A 19245-nucleotide genomic window follows, 5' to 3' on the forward strand; every position below is an offset into this window, starting at 1 on the left:
GGCCCTGTCCCCCAGAGACAGGGCCCCTCCCCCTCATGCCGCCTTGTGCAGGCCCAGTTTCTCGGCGGCTTCCCAGATCCGCCAGGCGTCGTGGGGCATGTCGATATGCACCGAGCCGCAGAACGAGAGGGCGTCGTTGACCGCATTGGAGAAACAGGGGACGCCGCCGACATGCGGGCTCTCGCCGACGCCCTTGGCGCCGATGGGATGGTGCGGCGAGGGCGTGACCGTGAAGTCGGTTTCCCAATGCGGCGTCTCGACGGCGGTCGGCACGAAGAAGTCCATGAAGGACGCGCCCATGACATTGCCGGCGGCGTCGTAGCGGATCTCCTGTCCCATCGCGACCGCAAAGGCTTCGGTCAGCCCGCCATGCACCTGGCCCTCGATGATCATCGGATTGATGCGCGTGCCGCAATCGTCGAGCGCATAGAACCGCCGGACCTTGGCGGCGCCGGTATCGACATCTATGTCCATCACGCAGAAATAGGCGCCGAACGGATAGGTCATATTGGGCGGATCGTAATAATTGACCGCCTCAAGACCCGGTTCGAGATTGGGAATTGGCTGGTGATAGGCGGCCCAGGCGATTTCCTTCACGCCGATCCGCTTCTCGGGCAGGCCCTTGACCTGATAGCCGTCGATATCCCAGTCGAGGTCGTTGTGATGCACTTCGAGCAGATGGGCGGCGATCATCTGCATCTTGGCGCGGATTTTCCGTGACGCCATGGCGATGGCCGCGCCGGCGACGGGGGTCGAACGCGATCCATAGGTGCCAAGCCCATAGGGCGCGGTGTCGGTATTGCCCTCCTCGACCTGAATCTGGTCGGCGGGAATGCCGAGTTCGGTGGCGACGATCTGGGCATAGGTGGTCTCATGGCCCTGGCCCTGACTTTTGGTGCCCATGCGCGCAATCGCCGAACCGGTCGGGTGAATACGGATTTCGCAGGAGTCGAACATGCCGACACCGAGAATGTCGCAGTTTTTCGACGGGCCGGCGCCGACGATCTCGGTGAAGAAGGAAACGCCGATCCCCATGACTTCGCGGGTTTCGCCGCGTTGGAAGGCGGCGCGCTTTTCCGCCTGCTCGGCCCGCAACTGGCGATAGCCGACGGCCTCCATCGCCTTGTTCATCGCCAGATGATAGTCGCCCGAATCATATTCCCAGCCGAGCGCCGACTTGTAGGGGAATTGCTCGCGCCGGATGAAATTCTTCAGGCGCAGGTCGGCGGAATCCATGCCCAGTTTCTGCGCCAGCACTTCGACCGCGCGCTCGATGGCGTAGACGGCTTCCGTTACCCGGAAGGAGCAGCGATAGGCGACGCCGCCCGAGGCCTTATTGGTATAGACGCCGTCCACCTCCAGATGGGCGACCGGAATACCGTAGGAGCCGGTGCAGATATTCATGAAGCCGGCAGGCCATTTGGTGGGATCGGCGCAGGCGTCGAAAGCGCCGTGATCGGCCAGCACGTAACAGCGCATGCCGAGAATCTTTCCGTCCTGGGTCGATGCCAGTTCGGTGGTCATGTGATAGTCGCGGGCGAAGGAAGTGGTGGACAGGTTTTCCATCCGGTCCTCGACCCATTTGACCGGCTTGCCGAGGACGATGGAGGCGACGATCGAGCAGACATAGCCGGGATAGACGCCGACCTTGTTGCCGAATCCGCCGCCAATGTCGGGGGCGATCACATGGACCTTGCTCTCGGGAATGCCCGACAGCATCGAGACCACGGTGCGCACGACATGAGGCGCCTGAAACGTGCCGTAGATCGTCAGATGGCCGGTGACCTTGTCGTAGGAGGCGAGGCTCTGGCAGGTTTCGAGCGGCGACGGATGGGTCCGGTGATACCAGTAGGTGTCCTTGGTCTTGACCGGCGCGCTGGCGAAGATATCGTCGGCGGCCTCCCGGTCGCCGACCTGCCAGTTGAAGATGTGATTATAATGTTTGCGCGGTCCGTGGGCGCCTTCCATCTTGCCCTTGATGTCCTCGCGCAGCAAAGGCGCGTCGGCGTCCATCGCCTTGAAGGGGTTGGTGAGCGGCTCAAGCTCCTCATATTCGACTTCGACCAGTTCGATGGCGTCGGCGGCGATATAGCGGTCGTCGGCGACGACAAAGGCGACTTCCTGGTTCTGGAACAGCACTTTTTCGTCGGCGAGCACGGCGGCGACATCGCCGGCGAGCGTCGGCATGTAATGCAGGTTCAAAGGCTTCAGATCGTCGGCGGTCAGGACGGCGCGAACGCCGGGCAGAGCCTTCGCCTTGGATGTGTCGATGCGTTTGATGCGCGCGTGGGCATAGGTCGAGCGGACGAAATCGCCGAACAACATGCCGGGCAGCTTGATGTCATCGACATAATTGCCCTTGCCCTGGGTGAAGCGGATGTCCTCGACGCGCTTGCGCTTGCAGCCCATGCCTTCGAGCCGGGCTTCGCGCTGTTCCTTGGTGGGGGTCAGGTCGTTCATTCCGCGGCCTCCTGAAATTGTGTGCCGTTAAGCTTTGCCGCGGCGTACTGGATCGCCCTGACGATATTCTGGTAGCCGGTGCAGCGGCAGAGATTGCCGGAAATGCCGAAGCGGATTTCGGCCTCGGTCGGGTTCGGGTTTTCGATCAGGAGCCGGTGGGCGCGCAGAATCATGCCCGGCGTGCAGTAGCCGCATTGCAGCCCGTGCATCATCCGGAAACCCTCCTGAAGCGCGTGCAGCGTTCCATCGGGCGCCGCCAAGCCCTCGATGGTGACGATCGAGGACCCTTCGGCCTGGACGGCGAACATGGTGCAGGATTTGACGGACTTGCCGTCAATATCGAGCGTGCAGGCGCCGCAATGGCCGGTGTCGCAGCCGATATGGGCGCCGGTGAGCAGCAAGTGCTCGCGGATGAAATGGATCAGCAGGGTTCGCGGCTCGACGAGCCCCTCGACCGTCTCGCCATTGACGGTCATCGTGACATGCATCTTCTGAATCTTTGACATTTCGCCCTCTCTTCGAATGTCTTGAAGCGGTTCAGGCGCGCTCGAAGGCGCGGCGCACAGCGCGGGCGACCATGACGCCGGCGATGCTGGTGCGGTAGGCGGCCGTGCCGCGCCCGTCGGTCGCCGGCGCGGCGATGGCTTCCGCCGCCGCCGCCGCCCGGGCGAGACTCGCCGCATCGAGGCGCGAGCCGATCAGGATTTGCGCGGCCTCCTCGGCAAACAGCGCGGTGTCGCCGACATTGGTCAGGGCCAGCGCGCAGGTCGCGATGACGCCGTCTTTTTTGGTCAGGACGACAGCTGCGGCGGCGGTGGCGTAGTCGCCGACCTTGCGCTTCATCTTTTCATAGGCGAAGCCATGACCGTCAGGCAGGGCCGGGATCGTGACCGAGACCAGAAATTCGCCGGGTTCCAGCGCGGTGTAATAAGCGCCCTGATAGAACTCCCGCGACGGGATGACGCGGCGGCCCTTCTCGCCGACAATCGTGTAGCGGGCGTCGAGCGTCATCATCACCGCCGGCATGTCATTGCCCGGATCGCCATTGGCGACATTGCCGCCCAGCGTCCCGCAATAGCGAATCTGCGGATCGGCGATAACCAGCGACGTCTCGCGCAAAATCGGGACCTGCGCCGCCAGAAGTTCGGAGGCGATCAACTCGGCCTGGGTGGTCATCGCGCCGATGATGATATCGCCGCCGTTCTGGCAGACGCCCTTGAGTTCGGGAATGCCGGCGAGATCGACGAGATGTTCGGGCGTCGCCATCCGCAGCTTCATCATCGGGATGAGACTATGGCCGCCCGCCAGCGGCCGGGCCTCTTCGCCAAGGCTCGTCAACAGCGCGGCGGCCTCGTCGATCGACTTCGGTCTGTGATAGGTGAATGCGCCCGGGATCATCGATTCCTCCGACGTTTCGTGTTTTCGGAGGGTCGCCGCCATCGCGGTGCAGCAACAATGGCAATTGGCTCAAGCGCGTCGTTCGGGCGCCAAATGAGGAGCGGCTTGCACGAAATGCGGCTATTGCGGCGCGGTTTTCACGAATGGCGGATCGCGTGCGAGCCGGACCGGCATTTTTTCGCCTTCAATTCTTTGACGCAGCGCCGCAATACGTCCGCGCGCAATGGGAATGCTGCATTGCACCTTCGCGCCCGCAATATCGACAAAGCCGTTTTCGCCTTGCCGGCGCACGCCGGAGACAAAGGCGAGGGCGACGATAAAGCTGCGATGCACCCGCATGAAGCGCGGCGAGGCCAGCAGAGTCTCGACGCCGCCGATCGACAATTTGCAGAAATATTCCTGCGCGCCGTCGGAAATGAAGGTGTAATGCGCATTGGCGCGCACCGAGCGGATATCGTCGAACAGAATATGGCGCGGCTTGCCGTCCTTCTCGACGATGATGCTTTCATAATTGGTCACCGGCGGAGGGCTGGCCGGGCCGAGGCGCGAGACGGCGCCCGAATCGCTTTCCGGCGATGCGTTTGCGGCGGCAATTGCGGGCGCCGCGCTCACGGGCGCGGAAACGGCCAGCGCCGGGGCGGGAACAGCCGTGGGCGACGGGGCGGCGCGCTCGGCCGGCGCCGGCTTTTTGTCGTCCGGCAGCAGCGAAAGCAGAAAACTCCCCGACACCGAGAAGCCGATCAGGGCGACGATAATGGCCAAGGTATCGCGCGACAAAGCCGGCGGGCTGGCGCCGGCGGGCGCCTCGCACAAGGTAAAGGAGGTCCCCGTCATGGCGGTGTAATGCATGCCCGAAACAGCCAGGCCCAGCACGCAGGCCGCGAGCCAGACCGGCACGCCTCCCGCCGGACGGTTCAACAGCCAGAGCGCGAAGCCGCTGGTCAGGACGGCGATGCCGAAGGCCAGCGCCATTTGAAAATAGTCGTGAACCATCAGCGCATTGGCGTGAACGGCGACCATGCCGACGTAATGCATGATGAAGATGCCGCTGCCCATGGCGAGCGCGCCGAGCGCCAGGCGCAGACGCGGCGATCCCCCCATGTGCAGGGCGCAAACCGCCAGGCCGACGACAATGACGCAGATCAGGAAGGAGATCAGGGTCGGCAGGACGAGGAAATCGACGCCCGCCGGCAATCGGGCGGCGAGCATGCCGATGAAATGCATCGACCAGATGCCGACCGCGAAAGCCGTCGCGGAGCCGACCAGCCGCAACCTCCGCGACAACAGCGAGGACGCGTTCAGGTTTCCCGCGAGCTGCAAGCCAACGTAACTGCCCTGTATGGCCATGGCGACCGACAGCGCCACCAGCCAGGGTTCATGTCCCATCCCTGCCCGCTCTCCCCAGAGTCGCGATTCTTCGACCGCGTTTGTTGAGAGCAATATCGGGGATTTCGGCGCAAATGCAAAGAGCCTCGCAGGGGGCGCCGAGACAGCTTCCGTCTGGCCATCGCGTCGGCATTTCGTGAAGACCGGCGCGACCGGCGCCGCAATTCGTGCGCTCTGGCTGTCGTTTCGTGCGCGGGGCGCCCGCATCGAACAAAAATCATTGTCGCCCGCCGGCCGAAATTGGACGCTCCTTGTCACAATAATTTGAGAGAGAATCTGCGCTCGGGCAAATCCTGGCCAACTCCGACGCCTCTTCGCGCAGCGCGCCAGGTGAATTCAAGATCGCGCTTCGGCTATGGGCGCAACCGAATTGCGTCATCCGCCGCCGAGGAATTTGCAGGAGCGTTTCGCATGAAATTCGGCGCCGTTGCGATCGAGCATAGCCTGGGCGGCATCGTCGCCCACCGGCTCAAATTCGGTCCGCTGGTCCTCGACAAGGGCGAAATCGTCACCGCCGGCCATGTCGCGGCGCTGCGTGGTCTTGGTGTCGAAGAGATTGTCGTGGCGCGGATGGAGCCGGGCGAGGTCGGCGAGGACGCCGCCGCTCTCGCTGTCGCCGGGGCGCTGGCCGGCGACCATCTGGCGATTCGCGCGCCCATGACCGGCCGGGTCAATCTCCATGCGCAACGCGACGGAATCTTCCTGGCCGACCGGGGCCTTATCGACCGGCTCAACGACGTGGACGAGGCGATCACGCTGGCGACCGTCGCGCCGATGGCCGTTGTGCTTGAAGGCGAGATGGTGGCGACCGTCAAGATCATCCCCTTCGCCGTGGCGCAGTCGAGCCTCGCGGCGGCGCTCGCGGTCGCGCGCGAGGGACGGATTTCGACGGCCCCTTACCAGCCGCAGCGAATCGGCGTCGTCTCGACGCTGCTGCCGGGGCTCAAATCCAGCGCCATCGACAAGACGTTGATGGTTCTGGCGGACCGCATCGCCGCGTCGGGCTCCGTCATCGCCGCCGAGGAGCGGGTGGCGCACGAGGCGCCGGCGCTGGCGCGGAACATTGCGCGCCTCTCAAGGTCTTGCGATCTGGTGATTGTCTTCGGCGCTTCCGCCATCACCGACCGCCGCGATGTCATTCCCGCCGCCATCGAGGCCTGCGGCGGGCATATCGTGCAATTCGGCATGCCGGTCGATCCGGGCAATCTGCTGCTGCTCGCCCGTCTCGGTGACGCGACGCCGGTGCTTGGCGCGCCCGGCTGCGCCAGATCCTGCAAGGAGAACGGTTTCGACTGGGTGCTGCATCGCCTGCTGGCGCGCGTGCCGGTGACGAGCCGCGACATCCGGCGGATGGGCGCCGGCGGGCTCATCTCCGCGCCCGCGCGTCCGCACAAAAGCGAGGCGCGGGAGCGGCGGATTTCCGCTGGACGCCATCAAACCGGGCGCCCGCTCGACGCCGCCGCTGCGCCGGCGCCCAATGAAATGGGGTTTTGAGACGTGACGATTGCGGTTCCCGACCCCCTCAAGCACAATTGCGCGCGCGACGAATCGCCCGTCGTCCCGACGCTGGTCGATCCTTTTGGACGCGCCATCTCCTATCTGCGGGTGTCGGTCACCGACCGCTGCGATTTTCGCTGCGCCTATTGCATGTCGCCGGACATGACCTTCCTGCCGAAAAGCGAGGTGCTGACGCTTGGCGAGCTTGACCGGCTCTGCTCGGCCTTCGTCGATCTCGGGACCCGCAAATTGCGACTCACCGGCGGCGAGCCGCTGATGCGCCGCGATGTGCTCAAATTGTTTCAACAATTGTCCCGTCATCTCGATTCCGGGCGGCTCGACGAATTGACGCTGACGACCAATGGCTCGCGTCTGGCCGAGTTCGCGCAAAAACTCGCCGATTGCGGCGTCCGGCGAATCAATGTCTCGCTCGACACGCTCGATTGCCGGAAATTCCGCGCCATCACCGGTCGCGGCGATCTGCAACAGGTGCTGCGCGGCATTGACGCTGCGCAGCGCGCCGGGCTTTCCGTCAAGATCAACACGGTCGCCGTAAAAAATTTCAACGAAGACGAGATCGGGTCGATGATCGTCTGGGCGCATGGGCGCGGTTTCGATTTGAGCCTCATCGAAATCATGCCGATGGGCGAAATCGAGCGCCGCGCCGATCAATACCTGCCGCTCGACCTTGTCAGGCGCCGGCTGGCCGAAAAATTCACGCTTGTGGAAAGCGCTTATTGCACGAGCGGGCCGGCCCGCTATTTCCGTGTCGGCGAAACCGGCGGGCGACTGGGCTTCATCACGCCGCTGACCCATAATTTCTGCGAAAGCTGCAACCGCGTCCGCGTCACCTGCACGGGAACGCTTTACCTGTGCCTCGGACAATCGGACGCCGCCGATTTGCGCGCGCCCTTGCGCGACGACCCGACCGACGAAGGGCTGCGACAGGCGATTCGCGCGGCGATCGCGCGCAAGCCGAAGGGGCATGATTTTGTCATCGACCGGTCCGGCGCGCCATCGCCGGTCGCCCGGCATATGAGCCACACCGGCGGCTGAGCTTTCGGCGGTTTCAAAGGTTCAACGCCCGTCGGCGCCGGGGCGACGGGACCGCGCAACGGTTACGCGACGAGTTTCGCCAGGGCTTCGGTGTCGGCGGAGAAGAGGCCTTTTTCGGTGATGATGCCGCTGACCAGCCGCGCCGGGGTGACGTCGAAGCCGGGATTTCGCGCTGGGGTGGTTTTCGGCGCGAGCCGCACGGAGACGATCTCGCCATTGGCCGCCGCGCCGGAAATTTGCGTCACTTCCTCCTGCGCCCGCTCCTCGATCGGGATCAGGCTTCCTTCGGCCAGCGTCCGGTCGAAGGTCGAGACGGGCGCCGCGACATAGAAGGGAACGCCGCAATCGCGCGCGGCGAGCGCCTTCAGATAGGTGCCGATCTTGTTGCAGGCGTCGCCATTGGCGGCGATGCGGTCGGCGCCGACGAGAACGAGGTCAACCTCGCCGCGCTGCATCAGATGGCCGCCGGCGTTATCGACGATCAGCGTATGGGGAATATGCTGCTGTCCGAGTTCGAAAGCGGTCAGCGAGGCGCCCTGGTTGCGCGGACGGGTCTCGTCGACAAAGACATGCAGGTCGATGCCGGCGGCTTGCGCCTTGTAGATCGGCGCCGTCGCCGTGCCCCAATCGACGGTGGCGAGCCAGCCGGCGTTGCAATGGGTGAGGATCCGCACCGCCGCGCCGCCGCGCCGCGCCTGCGCGGCGCGAATGAGCGCCAGCCCGTGTTCGCCGATCGCCTCGTTGCAGGCGATGTCGTTCGCCGCCATTTTCTTCGCCAGCAAAAAGGCGGCGTCGCGGCGCAACTCCGGCGGCATCTGCGAGAGAAAGCCGGTCATGCGCGCCAGCGCCCAGTTGAGATTGACGGCGGTCGGCCGGGTTGCGCGCAAAATTTCCGCCGCCTCGCGCAGGAAGGCGTCGCCGGTGTCGCGGCGCATCGCCAGGGCGAGGCCAAAGGCGGCGGTGACGCCGATCAGCGGGGCGCCGCGCACCCACATGTCCCGGATCGCCTTGGCCGCGTCGGGAAGGTCGCGCAGCAACACGGGGACGACGGCATGGGGCAGGCGGGTCTGGTCGAGGATGAACACGCCTTCGCCGTCCGGGTCCGGCCAGATGGTCGTGCTCGGCTTGCCGTTAATCAGCATCGGGCGGATTTCCTGTTGATCTGCCTGACGGCCAGGGATTTTTCGCCGCCGGCCGGTTCGGTGAAGATCGAGGCGGCGACTTTTCCCTCGCGCAGCGCGAGCAGGGTTCCCGGCTTGATCGGGGTCCAGACCTCGTCGCTGGTCAGCGGCCCGGTGGCGACCACGGTGACGCAATCGTCGGGGCTGGTCTCCTCGGCGAAATTGACCTTGCGGTCCTCGTCGATCAGCGTCGCCTCGCCGAAGGGCGCGCGGCGGGTCAGACAGGAAAGTTTCTTGCCGCAGAAGGCGTAGAGCGTGCGGCTGTCCGAGAGCAGCATGTTGAACACGCCGAGCCGCGCGAGACGCGCGCTCAGGGCGGCGACTTCGCGGTCGAGCGTGTGCGGCGGCGGCAGGCTCTCGAAGCGCTGGCGAAGCTGGTCGAGCATCCAGCAGAACGCCCGCTCGCTGTCGGTGGCGCCGATCGGCGCATAGAAATCGAGTGGCAGCGCGCCGATGCCGCGCAATTGCCCGTTATGGGCGAAGGTCCAGGTCCGGCCCCAGAGTTCGCGCGAAAAAGGATGGGTGTTGGCCAGGGCGACGCGGCCGCGATTGGCCTGGCGGATATGGGCGATGACAATGCCGCTCTTGATCGGATGGGCGCCAATGAACCGCGCCATATCGGAATTGGCGCAAGGCTGCGGATCGTGGAAGGCGCGCGCCGCTCTACCCTCATAGAAGGAGATGCCCCAGCCGTCGCGGTGCGGGCCGGTCTCGCCGCCGCGCCGCGCCAGCGCGGCGAAAGAAAAACGAATGTCGGTCGGGACATTCGCGTTCATGCCCAGGAGTTCACACATGTGTCGAGCCCGCGAACGAAGGGCGCCCAAGCTCTGGCATAGGAAACAAGCCGCCCGCGCGCAAGCCTTTTTCGCCCGATGCGATGAAAGCCCAGGTTCAACTTTGTCGCGTTGTTGAATTTTGCAGGTTGCGCATTCGATGGTACCGCCACCCCGGCTTGAACGGGGGACCTCTAGATCCACAATCTTAGAGGATACAGCATCATAAGTGATCAAGAGCGGTCAGGATGCCAATAAGTCATTGACAAATTTATAATACCCTTAGATCTTGGGAAGCACGCGGCATCGCAAGGTGTCACGATAGCTCGACTCTTTGCTTCCCATATGTTTCCCATGAAAGCGCGCTATGAAACTGATTCAGAAGACTTTTCGGTTCATAACCCTCCCTGACGGCGTGGCCGACAAAATATTTTTTGATGACGCCCTCGCGGGGTTCGGTCTGCGGATCAGAGAAGGGGGCAAGAGGACATGGATCGCGCAATACCGCGTCGGCGCTGCACAGCGGCGGGTTACGCTCGGAACGGTCGAAACGCTCGACGCGGACGCGGCGCGCAAGGCGGCGAAAGAGGTGCTCGCCAAGGTCCATCTTGGCCATGACCCACAAGCCGATAAAATAGAGGCCCGCAAGCCTAAGCCCAAAGAACTCACCGTTGGCGACGCCGTAGAGACGTATTTGCAGTTTGCCGAGCAACGGCTCAAACCCTCAACATACTACGGCGTGGACCTGCATTTACGGAAGCACTGGAAGGCGCTGCACATACGCGAGCTTCGTGGGGTCGCGCGGCAGCACGTCGCCACCGAACTCGGTAAGATCGCGACAAATTCCGGTCCTATAGGCGCTAACCGTTCGCGCGCCGCGCTGTCGGCATTCTTTTCGTGGGCTATGGGCGAAGGGCTAGCCGACGCCAATCCGGTCATAGGCACGAACAAAGCGGCGAATGAGGTTGCGCGTGACCGAGTGCTTACCGACGGGGAGATTGGTCTGATATGGCGACATGCGGGCGGCGGCGACTACGGCGCGATTGTCCGGGTTCTTATCCTGACCGGCCAGCGGCGCGAGGAAGTGGGCGGTATGTTGTGGTCAGAACTGGACCTTGATGTCGGCATATGGCGCATCGGCGCGGCGCGGACCAAAAACGCCAGACCGCATGACGTGCCGCTGGCGGTGGCGGCTGTGTCGATCCTTAAAGGGCTGATCCGGCGCGAGGGGCGTGATCTTGTTTTCGGTGCTGGCGATGGGTCGTTTTCGGGCTGGTCTAAGGGCAAGAGCGCGCTCGACGGGCGCATAACCAACGCGCCAGGGCAGACTGGCGAGGGGGCGAAGCTGACGCCGTGGCGGTTGCATGACCTGCGCCGGACCTGCGCAACGCGGATGGCTGACCTTGGCGTTTTGCCACATGTCATTGAAGCCGTGCTGAACCATATTTCAGGCTCACGGGCAGGCGTCGCTGGCGTCTACAACCGATCGTCCTATACGGCTGAGAAAAAAGCGGCGCTGATCCTTTGGGGCGATCATGTCGCCGCGATGGTTGAGGGGGTCTGACGATGGCGAAGCGCCAGCCGCGCATGCGCGGGGTGAGAACCGAACCACCGCCGCAGGTGGCGGAAATGCTGAAGGCGACTACTGCGCGCGTCAGGCGGATAAGCACCGCAGCGCAATGGCTTGAGGAAATTTCGCACCTGCATTGCCTATCCGTGCAGCATGACCTCAGGTTACACAGCGACGACCAAAGAATAGTCGTCAAAAATGGAGAACTCGTTCAAATCGGCGGCCCCTACGCGTCCTTTACCGTCAACCTGAACGCGCCCAACGATTGCATCATTGCGGATTTTGATCGATGGTTGAGGGTGGTTCGCAAAGAGGTCGCCTCGCTCGTCCGCAAGCGGGGAACTCCGGCATTGAATGGTGAATTTAATTCTGGAGATTTTAATAGCTATAAAGATTTGAAGATTGTCGAGTACTGCGAGTTACTTGCATGGCGGGGTCAAAATTCGCGTCCGACAAAGGCAGACTTGGGTCGCTGGATCGAACGCTCCGATGATAACACGAACGCCGTTACAGCGACGGAAAGATTGCTTCGCCGCGCACTAAAGCGTCTTCCCGCGCTCGCGGGACAAGTCGAGCATGAGCTGACTCAGGATGCTACGGCTGAAAAGGCGATAAGAGACCGTATTAGAAGACATATTTTAAGATCACCAATCTTTCCGTAACTCCGCGAATTGCGGCAAGGGACTTAAGGCCGCTCCTGACCGAGGATGCCTCCACAAAGTTGGAGGAGACAAATGACCCGCCCAGATATTACCGGCAAAAAGTCATCGCTCCCGGCTGCGCTGCCGGCGAGGCTGCACGACGATCAAATCTTGAACCTTAAGCAAGCTGCGGCCTTTCTCGGCGTTTCGCTTTCGACTGTGCGCCGACTGCACGCCTCTGAAAAGCTTCCGACAATTCAGCTTTCCGAGCGCCGCGTTGGTGCGCGCGTCGCTGACTTGAAGGCCCACCGCGCCGCCTAATGGAACGGCCCGCCGAGCGGATCAAACGCCAGCGGCTGGAGAAATTTAAGGAATACCAAGATGAATAACGAACTTACTTTGCCTTGCAAAAGTTCGCAAGCGGCAAGCCGAGCTAAGGCTTTGGATGCGGAAATCGAACGCCGCGCGGCTCTCTTAACTTCTCCGATTAATGCTTTCATTCGCCTTATAGAGGAGGCGGATAAGGCGCACTTAGATGCAGGGACCCCCAAAGACGTTTTATGCCTCTTGAGGGCTTGGTCTGTGCCCGGCTTCCAACCGCATATCGCCCGGTTGGCGCGTCTCCTCAGCCCGGAGATCGTGTGATGAACGCGCACGATCCGCTAACAATCGTCGACTCTAAAGTCGCGCTGGCCCTGAAAATGGGCCTCGCGTTCTTCAAAATGCTCGATCCCGACCGCGCCAAAGGGGATTTCCGGACCTTTGGAGAGGGGCAGAAACGCGGGGAAAAGCGTCTTACTCGCACGTTCAAGGGGTCGCTGGTTGAGCACGCCTACGTCCTCCAACGTCTAAACGCCGAAGGGGCTGGCGTTTTCGTAACCATCAACCGAACCGACGGCAAGGGAATCGGCAAGGAAAACATCACGGAGATCGTCGCCGTCTTTGCAGACACGGACGGCGCGCCTCTGGAGCCGCTGCTGGCGTTAAAGCCGCATATCTGCATCGAATCGTCGCCCGGCAATTATCATGTTTACTGGCTTGTGAAAGACTGCTCGCTGGAGCAATTCGCGCCGATTCAAAGGGCCATAGCGTCGAAATTCGGAACTGATTTGGCTGTGAACGATGTCGGGCGTGTGATGCGCCTACCCGGTTTCTGTCACAACAAGCATGACACGTTTATGGTCACGTTCGCTCCCAAACATATGGACCCGAGCCAAGCGCTTTACTCAGTTGCGGACCTCGTCGAGAGGTTGGGGCTGACGCTCGACGCTGTTGCGCGCACGGCAACTAAGCCCGTTGAAGGACTGGCGGCGAACGTTGCCAGCAAGGATTATTTTCCTCCGTCGTCGGCGATGAAGATTTTCGAGCGCTGCGCAACCCTGGCTCATATCGCGGCCGGCAAGGGTGTCGGCGAGCCCGCGTGGCGCGATGCGATGGGTGTCCTGAAATACACGGTCGAGGGGGAAGCGCTCTGCCATGAGATTAGCTGCCGCGATCCGCGCTATAATCAGGAAGAAACGCAAGACAAGATTGACCGTTGGACGACCGGCCCCGCGCTCTGCGCGACGTTTCGAGAATTTCCCGAGATGAAATGCGCCGGCTGCGTCCAGACGTGCAAATCGCCCATTAACCTCGGACGCGATCCGCTTCGCTCGGCAGGCGCCAATTCGACGACAGGCGGATACATGTCCTTCGGTCCCTTCACGATGGATGCGGGCGATGGCCTCACCAAAGAGGTCACGATCACGCGGGGCAAAAACGTCAATATCGAAACGCATTGGATCAGCGCGCCCTTTGAAGTGCTGGGCCACTGTCGCGACCCGCACGGCAGGGGGTGGGGTAAGCAATTGCGCTTCAAAGATAGCGACGGCCGCGTTCATATGCGTCACGCGGCGGATGCGGATTTGCACGGCGAGCCGACCGCGCTTTGCGCCGATCTTGCTGGTAATGGCCTCAAGATCAATCGGGAGCGGCATCGGGAGTTCGCAGATTATCTTGTCAGCGTCAGCGTCGGCGCACGCGTCACCGTCGTCGGCCGCACGGGCTGGCACGAGATCGGCGGACGCATGGTTTTTGTCTTGCCAGAAGAAACCATAGGCGGGGGAGCCGGCGAAGCCGTTGCTCTCGACGCCGCGGCGCATGGGCCATACTCTTCGGCGGGCTCGCTGGACGACTGGAAACGCGGTGTTGGCAATCTGACTTCCGGTCACGTCCTGCCAGTGGTTGGCGTCAGCGCGGCGCTCGCCGGCCCGTTGATGCAGCTTGTAGAGGCAGAGGGAGGTGGCGTCCATCTGGTCGGGTCGTCGTCGTGCGGCAAGTCCACGATCCTCGCGGCGGGCGCATCAGTCTGGGGTCGTGGTGAGGCGCGCGGAGGCTTCATCCGGTCGTGGCGCTCAACAGCCAACGGCCTTGAGGGCTTGGCGGCGTCGGCGACGGATTGTGTTTTGGTTCTGGACGAGCTGGGCGTCGGCGAGGTGTAGCGCGACAATCTGGGTGAGGGGCGCGCGACAATCAGGATGAGAATCCGGTGTCGCGGCGACGCCGATATTCGCTGTGTTGATTGACGCGCGCAAGCGCTTTTCGATGTTGATTGTCGCGGCGCGTCAATCAGCGAGATCGGCCTCGGCGAGATTGGCTGGCGTCGCCTGGTTTGTCGGCCGTCCCGGGCCCCGTTTTCGTTCGATGGCCTGGCGGCGGCGATAGCTTTCGACATTCAGCTCGAAGATCGTGGCGTGGTGGACGAGACGGTCGACGGCGGCGAGCGTCATGGCGGGATCTGGAAAGACCTTGTTCCATTCGCCGAAGGGCTGGTTGGCGGTGATCAGCATGGATCGCCGTTCGTAGCGGGCGCTGATCAGTTCGAACAGCACGCTGGTTTCGGCCTGGTCCTTGGTGACGTAGGCCAGATCATCGAGGATGAGCAGGTCGAAACGGTCGAGGCGGTCGATCGCGGCTTCGAGGCCGAGGTCACGCCGGGCGATTTGCAGCTTCTGCACCAGATCAGTGGTTCGGGTGAACAGAACCCGATAGCCGTTTTCGATCAAGGCGAGACCGATGGCGGATGCAAGATGACTCTTGCCTCCGCCGGGCGGCCCGAACAACAAAATGTTGGCGCCCTTGCCGAGCCAGGCGTCGCCAGCGACAATCGCCATGACCTGGGCTTTGGAGATCATCGGCACAGCTTCGAACGCAAAGGTCTCCAGCGTCTTTCCTGGCAAAAGCTTGCCCTCGGCAAGATGCCTTTCGATCCGGCGGCGGTCGCGTTCGGCGAGTTCATGCTCAGCGATGGCGGAGAGGAAGCGGGCGGCGGGCCAGCCTTCTTTGTCAGCGGTCTCGGCAAACTGCGGCCATAGCACCTTGATCGCTGGCAGGCGCAGTTCGTTGAGGAGCAGGCTCAGCCTTGCGGCGTCGATGGGGGTCTGTGGCGCGCTCATGCGGCGTCTCCCATCTGGCTGTCGTCGAGGAGGGCCTCGTAGGACTGAAGCGGCGCCAAGGTGACGACCACCGTCGGAACTCTTGCGGGATCGGGCGTGAACCTGGCGCGCAGCGCCTCCATGTCGGGCAAGTCGTTGGCGTTCAACCCCGCGGCGAGCGCATCGGCCAGTTCGGCTTCGCAACCGCGATCATGGGCAAGGGCGAGAAGATCGACCATGATGCGGCAGGCCTGCCGGTCTGGCAGGCGCTCCAGCAAGGCGTCGAACGTGCGCCGGAACGCCTCGCGCGGAAATAGTTGGTCGCGATAGACCAGGTTCAGCAGCGCCATCGGCTTCTTGCGCAAGGCATGGATGACATGGCGGTAATTGACGACATGGGCGTGCCTGCCGGAAGGATGGGCGCGCCCGCGCGACAGGGTCATGAGCGGCGTGCCGCCGATGAACACGTCGAGGCGGTCGTCATGAAGCCGCACCCGCAGCCGATGCCCGATCAGGCGCGAGGGGACTGAGTAGAACACCTTGCGCAAGGTGAAGCCGCCCGAAGAAGTGACGTGGACGCCGACCTCCTCGTAATCGCTGGTGCGCCGCTCTGGCAGGGTCTTCAACTGGGCGCGCTCGACTTCGATGCGCGGACGATGGCGGGCGTTGCGGCGGCTGACGATCTCGTCGACGAACCGGCGGTAGGCGGGCAGATCCTCGAAGTCGGCGCTTATGCGCATCAGCAGCGCGTCCTTGATGATCGCCTTGATATGGCCGTGCGAGCTTTCGACGGAGCCGTTCTCGTGGGCGACGCCCTTGTTGTTGCGGGTCGGCGTCATGCCGTAATGGGCGCATAGATCGTCGTAGCGCCGGGTCAGATCCTCACGCGCGTCCTTGTCGAGATTGCGGAACGCGGCGGAGAGGCTGTCGCTGCGGTGTTCGAACGGCGCCCCGCCGAGCGCCCAAAGGGCGTTTTGCAGTCCTTCCGCCAAAGCGACGAAGCTTTCGCCACCGAGCACGACATGGGCGTGTTCAAAGCCGGAATAGACGAGGCGGAAGTGATAGAGCCGGTGATCAAGAGCCACGCCGCCGATGGTGACGGCGAGGTCGCCCATATCGGTAAAGTCGGATAGGCCCATGCGCCCGGGTTCATGCGTCTGGCGGAAGATCACCTCGCGTTCGGCGCCATGCAGCGCGCGCCACGCGCGAACGCGCCGCTCCAGCGTGCGGCGGATTCCATGCCCGAGTTCGGGATGGCGACGGATCATCTCCTCAAAGATCGCAATCGGCCGCAGGCCCGGCGCCTCCGCCAATATAGGCACGACTTCTTGCTCGAAAATGGCGCTGAGCGGATCAGGGCGCCGCCGTTCGCGCGGCTCTTTCTTTGCTGATGGCAGGCGGGGGTCTTGTTCGATGCGATAGGCCGTGGCGGCGCTGAACGACGCCTTGGCCGCCGCGACGGCGACTGGCTTGGTCTGACGGAACTTCATGAAAAGCCTCATCTGGTGGTCGGTTACGTGGCGGCCGGGCACAAGGCGATTCCTCCAATGCGGAAAAATCCCCGAATACCCGACCCGCCGCGATCACCAGAAGGCTTCAGAAAAAACGCCTCGCCGCGGGGCTGTGCGTCGAGTAGGCGTGGGGATTGCTCCACCACGCCTCTCCCAGAACCGGACATGCGGGCCCGCATCCGGCTCTTTGGATCGATATGTCAGAACTCCAGCGATAGCTGGGCCGATACCCGCGGTAGGTTGAGATCGTTCCACAGGGCTTTGAGCGAGGCCATGCGCCCGTCAAACCATGACGGTGAATAGGCCTTCGTCATCGCCGGGCGGTTCGATTTCACCCATGCTCCTTTGCCGCAGTACGCACACCCATAGGCAGCCTTGGGGCTCATGCCTTTGGCTTTCAGGAGCCGATAGAGAAAGCGTGGCCGCTTCTTCTGCCGGACGATGATCGCCCTGACCCGGCGGCGGACGTGAGCGTCAACGACACCCAATCCTTTTACGGCTTCCGGCGTGCAAAGCCGAAAGTACGATATCCAGCCTGTCAGGTAGCGGCTGATGTTTTCCATGCATGAGGAGATGGAGCGCCCCCAATTTGGCGGCGTCATTTCCCGTACCGTCGTCATCAGTCGCCGTTCCGTCTTGTGCGAGAGCAGGACAGAGACTTTGTCGCCCTCACCCTCCTTCGCACAGCGGAAACGAAAGCCAAGAAAGTGGACATCCTCCGGTTTGCGAACGTCACTCTTCTCCTCGTTGACCTGAAGCCGCATGCGGTTTTCCAGGAATCTCCGGATTGATGTCATGACGCGCTGCCCGGCGCGTTCGCTTCGCACGAAGATATTACAGTCGTCGGCGTATCGAACGAACCGGAGGCCCCGCCTTGCCAGTTCGCCATCCAATTCGTTGAGGACAACATTGGAAAGCATTGGCGAAAGCGGCCCCCCTTGGGGAGTTCCTTCCTTGACGGCGACCCTCGTCCCGTCCGGCATCACCACCGACGCCGTCAGCATCAGGCGCACCAAAGTGAGTATGCGTTGGTCCTTCACGCGCTCGGCGATCCGGGCCAACAGGCGCTGATGCGGAACTCGGTCAAAAAACTTGGCCAAATCCAGATCAACCACCGTTTGATATCCCTCTTTCAGATATCCTGTTGCTTCGGCGATGGCGGTATGAGCCCCGCGCTTTGGCCGGAAACCGTGACTGCTGGGATGGAAGGTCGGCTCAAAGATCGGCTCCAATATTTGAAGAACCGCCTGCTGAACCGTTCGGTCCACAATATTCGGAATGCCAAGCCCCCGATGCCCGCCCCCGGGCTTCGGCAGCCAGACCCGGCGGACATCGCCGGGCCGGTAGCGTTCCGTCAGCAAGTCGCGGCGCAAACGAGCGATGATCGACGGCGCTTTCGCCTCCGCCGCCTCGACCGTCTGGCCGTCCAATCCCGGCGCTCCCTTATTGCGCACTGCATTCAGCAGCGCCTTGGCCAGATTGGCTTCCGACGCCACTTCTTCGAGCAGCCGACTGACGTCGGCCACGTTGGCGACAGCACCTGTCGTCTTCTTGCTCCTCGCTTTATGCAGCAGGAAGCTCCGCCGCTCGGATGCGTCCGAGGGCTCGGGCGACCCGCCCCCCGAGGGGCTGTCGGCGAACACGAGGCTCAATTGCCGTGGTTCCGTCTTTTTCAATCCATCTCCCCCTTTGCTCCACCGGCTTTCACCGGCTTCCCGGCTAATATGAAGAGATCCGACTTCTGCGTGGGCATCGTCCCGTCGTCGTTGCCTCCTTCGGGTCTACCGCTCGCGCGGACCCACGCAGACCTCCCTGGGTAAGAACACTGGATGTCCCGCCGCTCCCGCCCCTATTACCGCCTCGGCCTCGGTTGGATTTCGGGCGTCGCGTTCGAAGACACGCTAACCCGGCCGGTTCGGCTTGCATGGGGGTTTACTTTCGTTCGGTGCTGCGGTTCGCCTCGGGCTTCTTCCCCACACGGCCTCACGGCGCCAAGGTCATAGGCGTCTCTCGACGGCAAACCCTGCGTGCAGTTGCCTCCGGCTCGCGGTTGCTACCAACTCGCCCCGCAAAGGACTTCCACCTCCAATCCAGTGCCCATGCCAGGCACACCCGCTCGGGCTTCGCCCTCCCGGAGACAGCAGCCTCAGAAAACTTTCTTATCCTGATTGTCGGAGATTCTTATCCTGTTTGTCGCGCGGCAGCAGCGCCCCATCGAGCTGACGGCATCGGCAAGGCCGGCACAAAAGCGTCAAGCCTGTGCAGCCACGCTGCCATCGCCGCCGGCAGCGCAATGCAGAACAGCGCGCCATAGGCGACGCGTCCGGCCAGACCGCCGGCTTCGCCGCGAAGCGCCATC

The 19245-nt window shown here is 62.9% G+C and carries 14 protein-coding genes; 5 read left to right on the forward strand and 9 right to left on the reverse strand.

All coding sequences use genetic code 11. The features are described 5' to 3' along the window. Positions 1-33: 33 nt before the first annotated feature. The 4 genes from QZY01_RS02545 to QZY01_RS02560 form a co-directional block, all read right to left on the reverse strand. The gene (locus QZY01_RS02545) at positions 34-2460 is read right to left on the reverse strand and encodes an aerobic carbon-monoxide dehydrogenase large subunit (RefSeq protein WP_294532936.1); all 2427 of its coding nucleotides are present in this window, start codon (positions 2458-2460) and stop codon (positions 34-36) included. After that, complete coding sequence (locus QZY01_RS02550; RefSeq protein ID WP_294532965.1) at positions 2457-2957, reverse strand: (2Fe-2S)-binding protein; 501 nt, start codon at positions 2955-2957, stop codon at positions 2457-2459. The genes QZY01_RS02545 and QZY01_RS02550 overlap by 4 nt, the downstream gene beginning before the upstream one ends. A gap of 40 nt (positions 2958-2997) precedes the next feature. After that, the gene (locus QZY01_RS02555; protein WP_294532939.1) at positions 2998-3858 is read right to left on the reverse strand and encodes a xanthine dehydrogenase family protein subunit M; all 861 of its coding nucleotides are present in this window, start codon (positions 3856-3858) and stop codon (positions 2998-3000) included. Between the two features lie 120 nt (positions 3859-3978). Then, complete coding sequence (locus tag QZY01_RS02560) at positions 3979-5244, reverse strand: MHYT domain-containing protein (RefSeq protein ID WP_294532942.1); 1266 nt, start codon at positions 5242-5244, stop codon at positions 3979-3981. Positions 5245-5655: 411 nt separating this feature from the next. Between QZY01_RS02560 and QZY01_RS02565 the strand changes: the two genes are divergently transcribed. Continuing rightward, positions 5656-6738 carry a molybdopterin-binding protein gene (locus QZY01_RS02565; protein WP_294532945.1) on the forward strand — a complete coding sequence of 361 codons (1083 nt, stop codon included), beginning with the start codon at positions 5656-5658 and terminating at the stop codon, positions 6736-6738. A gap of 9 nt (positions 6739-6747) precedes the next feature. Further along, complete coding sequence (gene moaA / locus QZY01_RS02570) at positions 6748-7797, forward strand: GTP 3',8-cyclase MoaA (RefSeq protein WP_294532967.1); 1050 nt, start codon at positions 6748-6750, stop codon at positions 7795-7797. 62 nt (positions 7798-7859) lie between these two features. On the opposite strand, the gene mtnA is transcribed toward moaA, so the two are convergent. Next, on the reverse strand, positions 7860-8939 hold the full coding sequence (gene mtnA, locus QZY01_RS02575) for an S-methyl-5-thioribose-1-phosphate isomerase (RefSeq protein ID WP_294532947.1): 1080 nt from the start codon (positions 8937-8939) through the stop codon (positions 7860-7862). Beyond that, positions 8933-9772, reverse strand: a complete 840-nt coding sequence (locus QZY01_RS02580; RefSeq protein WP_294532949.1) for a class II glutamine amidotransferase — start codon at positions 9770-9772, stop codon at positions 8933-8935. Before QZY01_RS02580 ends, mtnA begins: the two co-directional genes overlap by 7 nt. Before the next feature lie 346 nt (positions 9773-10118). Between QZY01_RS02580 and QZY01_RS02585 the strand changes: the two genes are divergently transcribed. From QZY01_RS02585 to QZY01_RS02595, 3 genes are all read left to right on the forward strand, one after another. Then, on the forward strand, positions 10119-11315 hold the full coding sequence (locus QZY01_RS02585) for a site-specific integrase (RefSeq protein ID WP_294532951.1): 1197 nt from the start codon (positions 10119-10121) through the stop codon (positions 11313-11315). Positions 11316-11317: 2 nt separating this feature from the next. Next, positions 11318-11983, forward strand: coding sequence for a hypothetical protein (locus QZY01_RS02590; RefSeq protein ID WP_294532954.1), 666 nt, complete (start codon positions 11318-11320; stop codon positions 11981-11983). A gap of 623 nt (positions 11984-12606) precedes the next feature. Then, positions 12607-14442, forward strand: a complete 1836-nt coding sequence (locus QZY01_RS02595; RefSeq protein ID WP_294532956.1) for a DUF927 domain-containing protein — start codon at positions 12607-12609, stop codon at positions 14440-14442. A 123-nt stretch (positions 14443-14565) separates the two neighbouring features. Here the strand turns inward: QZY01_RS02595 and istB are convergent, their stop codons facing one another. The 3 genes from istB to ltrA form a co-directional block, all read right to left on the reverse strand. Further along, positions 14566-15396: an IS21-like element helper ATPase IstB gene (gene istB, locus QZY01_RS02600; protein ID WP_294532959.1), complete on the reverse strand. Its 831-nt coding sequence runs from the start codon at positions 15394-15396 to the stop codon at positions 14566-14568. Continuing rightward, positions 15393-16877 carry an IS21 family transposase gene (istA, locus tag QZY01_RS02605; protein ID WP_294532970.1) on the reverse strand — a complete coding sequence of 495 codons (1485 nt, stop codon included), beginning with the start codon at positions 16875-16877 and terminating at the stop codon, positions 15393-15395. Before istA ends, istB begins: the two co-directional genes overlap by 4 nt. A gap of 209 nt (positions 16878-17086) precedes the next feature. Then, on the reverse strand, positions 17087-18562 hold the full coding sequence (ltrA, locus tag QZY01_RS02610; RefSeq protein ID WP_294532961.1) for a group II intron reverse transcriptase/maturase: 1476 nt from the start codon (positions 18560-18562) through the stop codon (positions 17087-17089). Between the last annotated feature and the right edge of the window lie 683 nt (positions 18563-19245).

The organism is uncultured Rhodoblastus sp., assembly GCF_903903185.1.
Lineage (GTDB): Bacteria > Pseudomonadota > Alphaproteobacteria > Rhizobiales > Beijerinckiaceae > Rhodoblastus.

Excerpts from the sequence above, each read along its gene's own strand:
- QZY01_RS02545 (WP_294532936.1), bottom strand. The coding sequence starts at position 2,460 with ATGAACGACCTGACCCCCACCAAGGAACAGCGCGAAGCCCGGCTCGAA.
- QZY01_RS02555 (WP_294532939.1), bottom strand. The coding sequence starts at position 3,858 with ATGATCCCGGGCGCATTCACCTATCACAGACCGAAGTCGATCGACGAG.
- QZY01_RS02560 (WP_294532942.1), bottom strand. The coding sequence starts at position 5,244 with ATGGGACATGAACCCTGGCTGGTGGCGCTGTCGGTCGCCATGGCCATA.
- QZY01_RS02565 (WP_294532945.1), top strand. The coding sequence starts at position 5,656 with ATGAAATTCGGCGCCGTTGCGATCGAGCATAGCCTGGGCGGCATCGTC.
- mtnA (WP_294532947.1), bottom strand. The coding sequence starts at position 8,939 with ATGCTGATTAACGGCAAGCCGAGCACGACCATCTGGCCGGACCCGGAC.
- QZY01_RS02580 (WP_294532949.1), bottom strand. The coding sequence starts at position 9,772 with ATGTGTGAACTCCTGGGCATGAACGCGAATGTCCCGACCGACATTCGT.
- QZY01_RS02585 (WP_294532951.1), top strand. The coding sequence starts at position 10,119 with ATGAAACTGATTCAGAAGACTTTTCGGTTCATAACCCTCCCTGACGGC.
- QZY01_RS02590 (WP_294532954.1), top strand. The coding sequence starts at position 11,318 with ATGGCGAAGCGCCAGCCGCGCATGCGCGGGGTGAGAACCGAACCACCG.
- QZY01_RS02595 (WP_294532956.1), top strand. The coding sequence starts at position 12,607 with ATGAACGCGCACGATCCGCTAACAATCGTCGACTCTAAAGTCGCGCTG.
- istB (WP_294532959.1), bottom strand. The coding sequence starts at position 15,396 with ATGAGCGCGCCACAGACCCCCATCGACGCCGCAAGGCTGAGCCTGCTC.
- istA (WP_294532970.1), bottom strand. The coding sequence starts at position 16,877 with ATGAGGCTTTTCATGAAGTTCCGTCAGACCAAGCCAGTCGCCGTCGCG.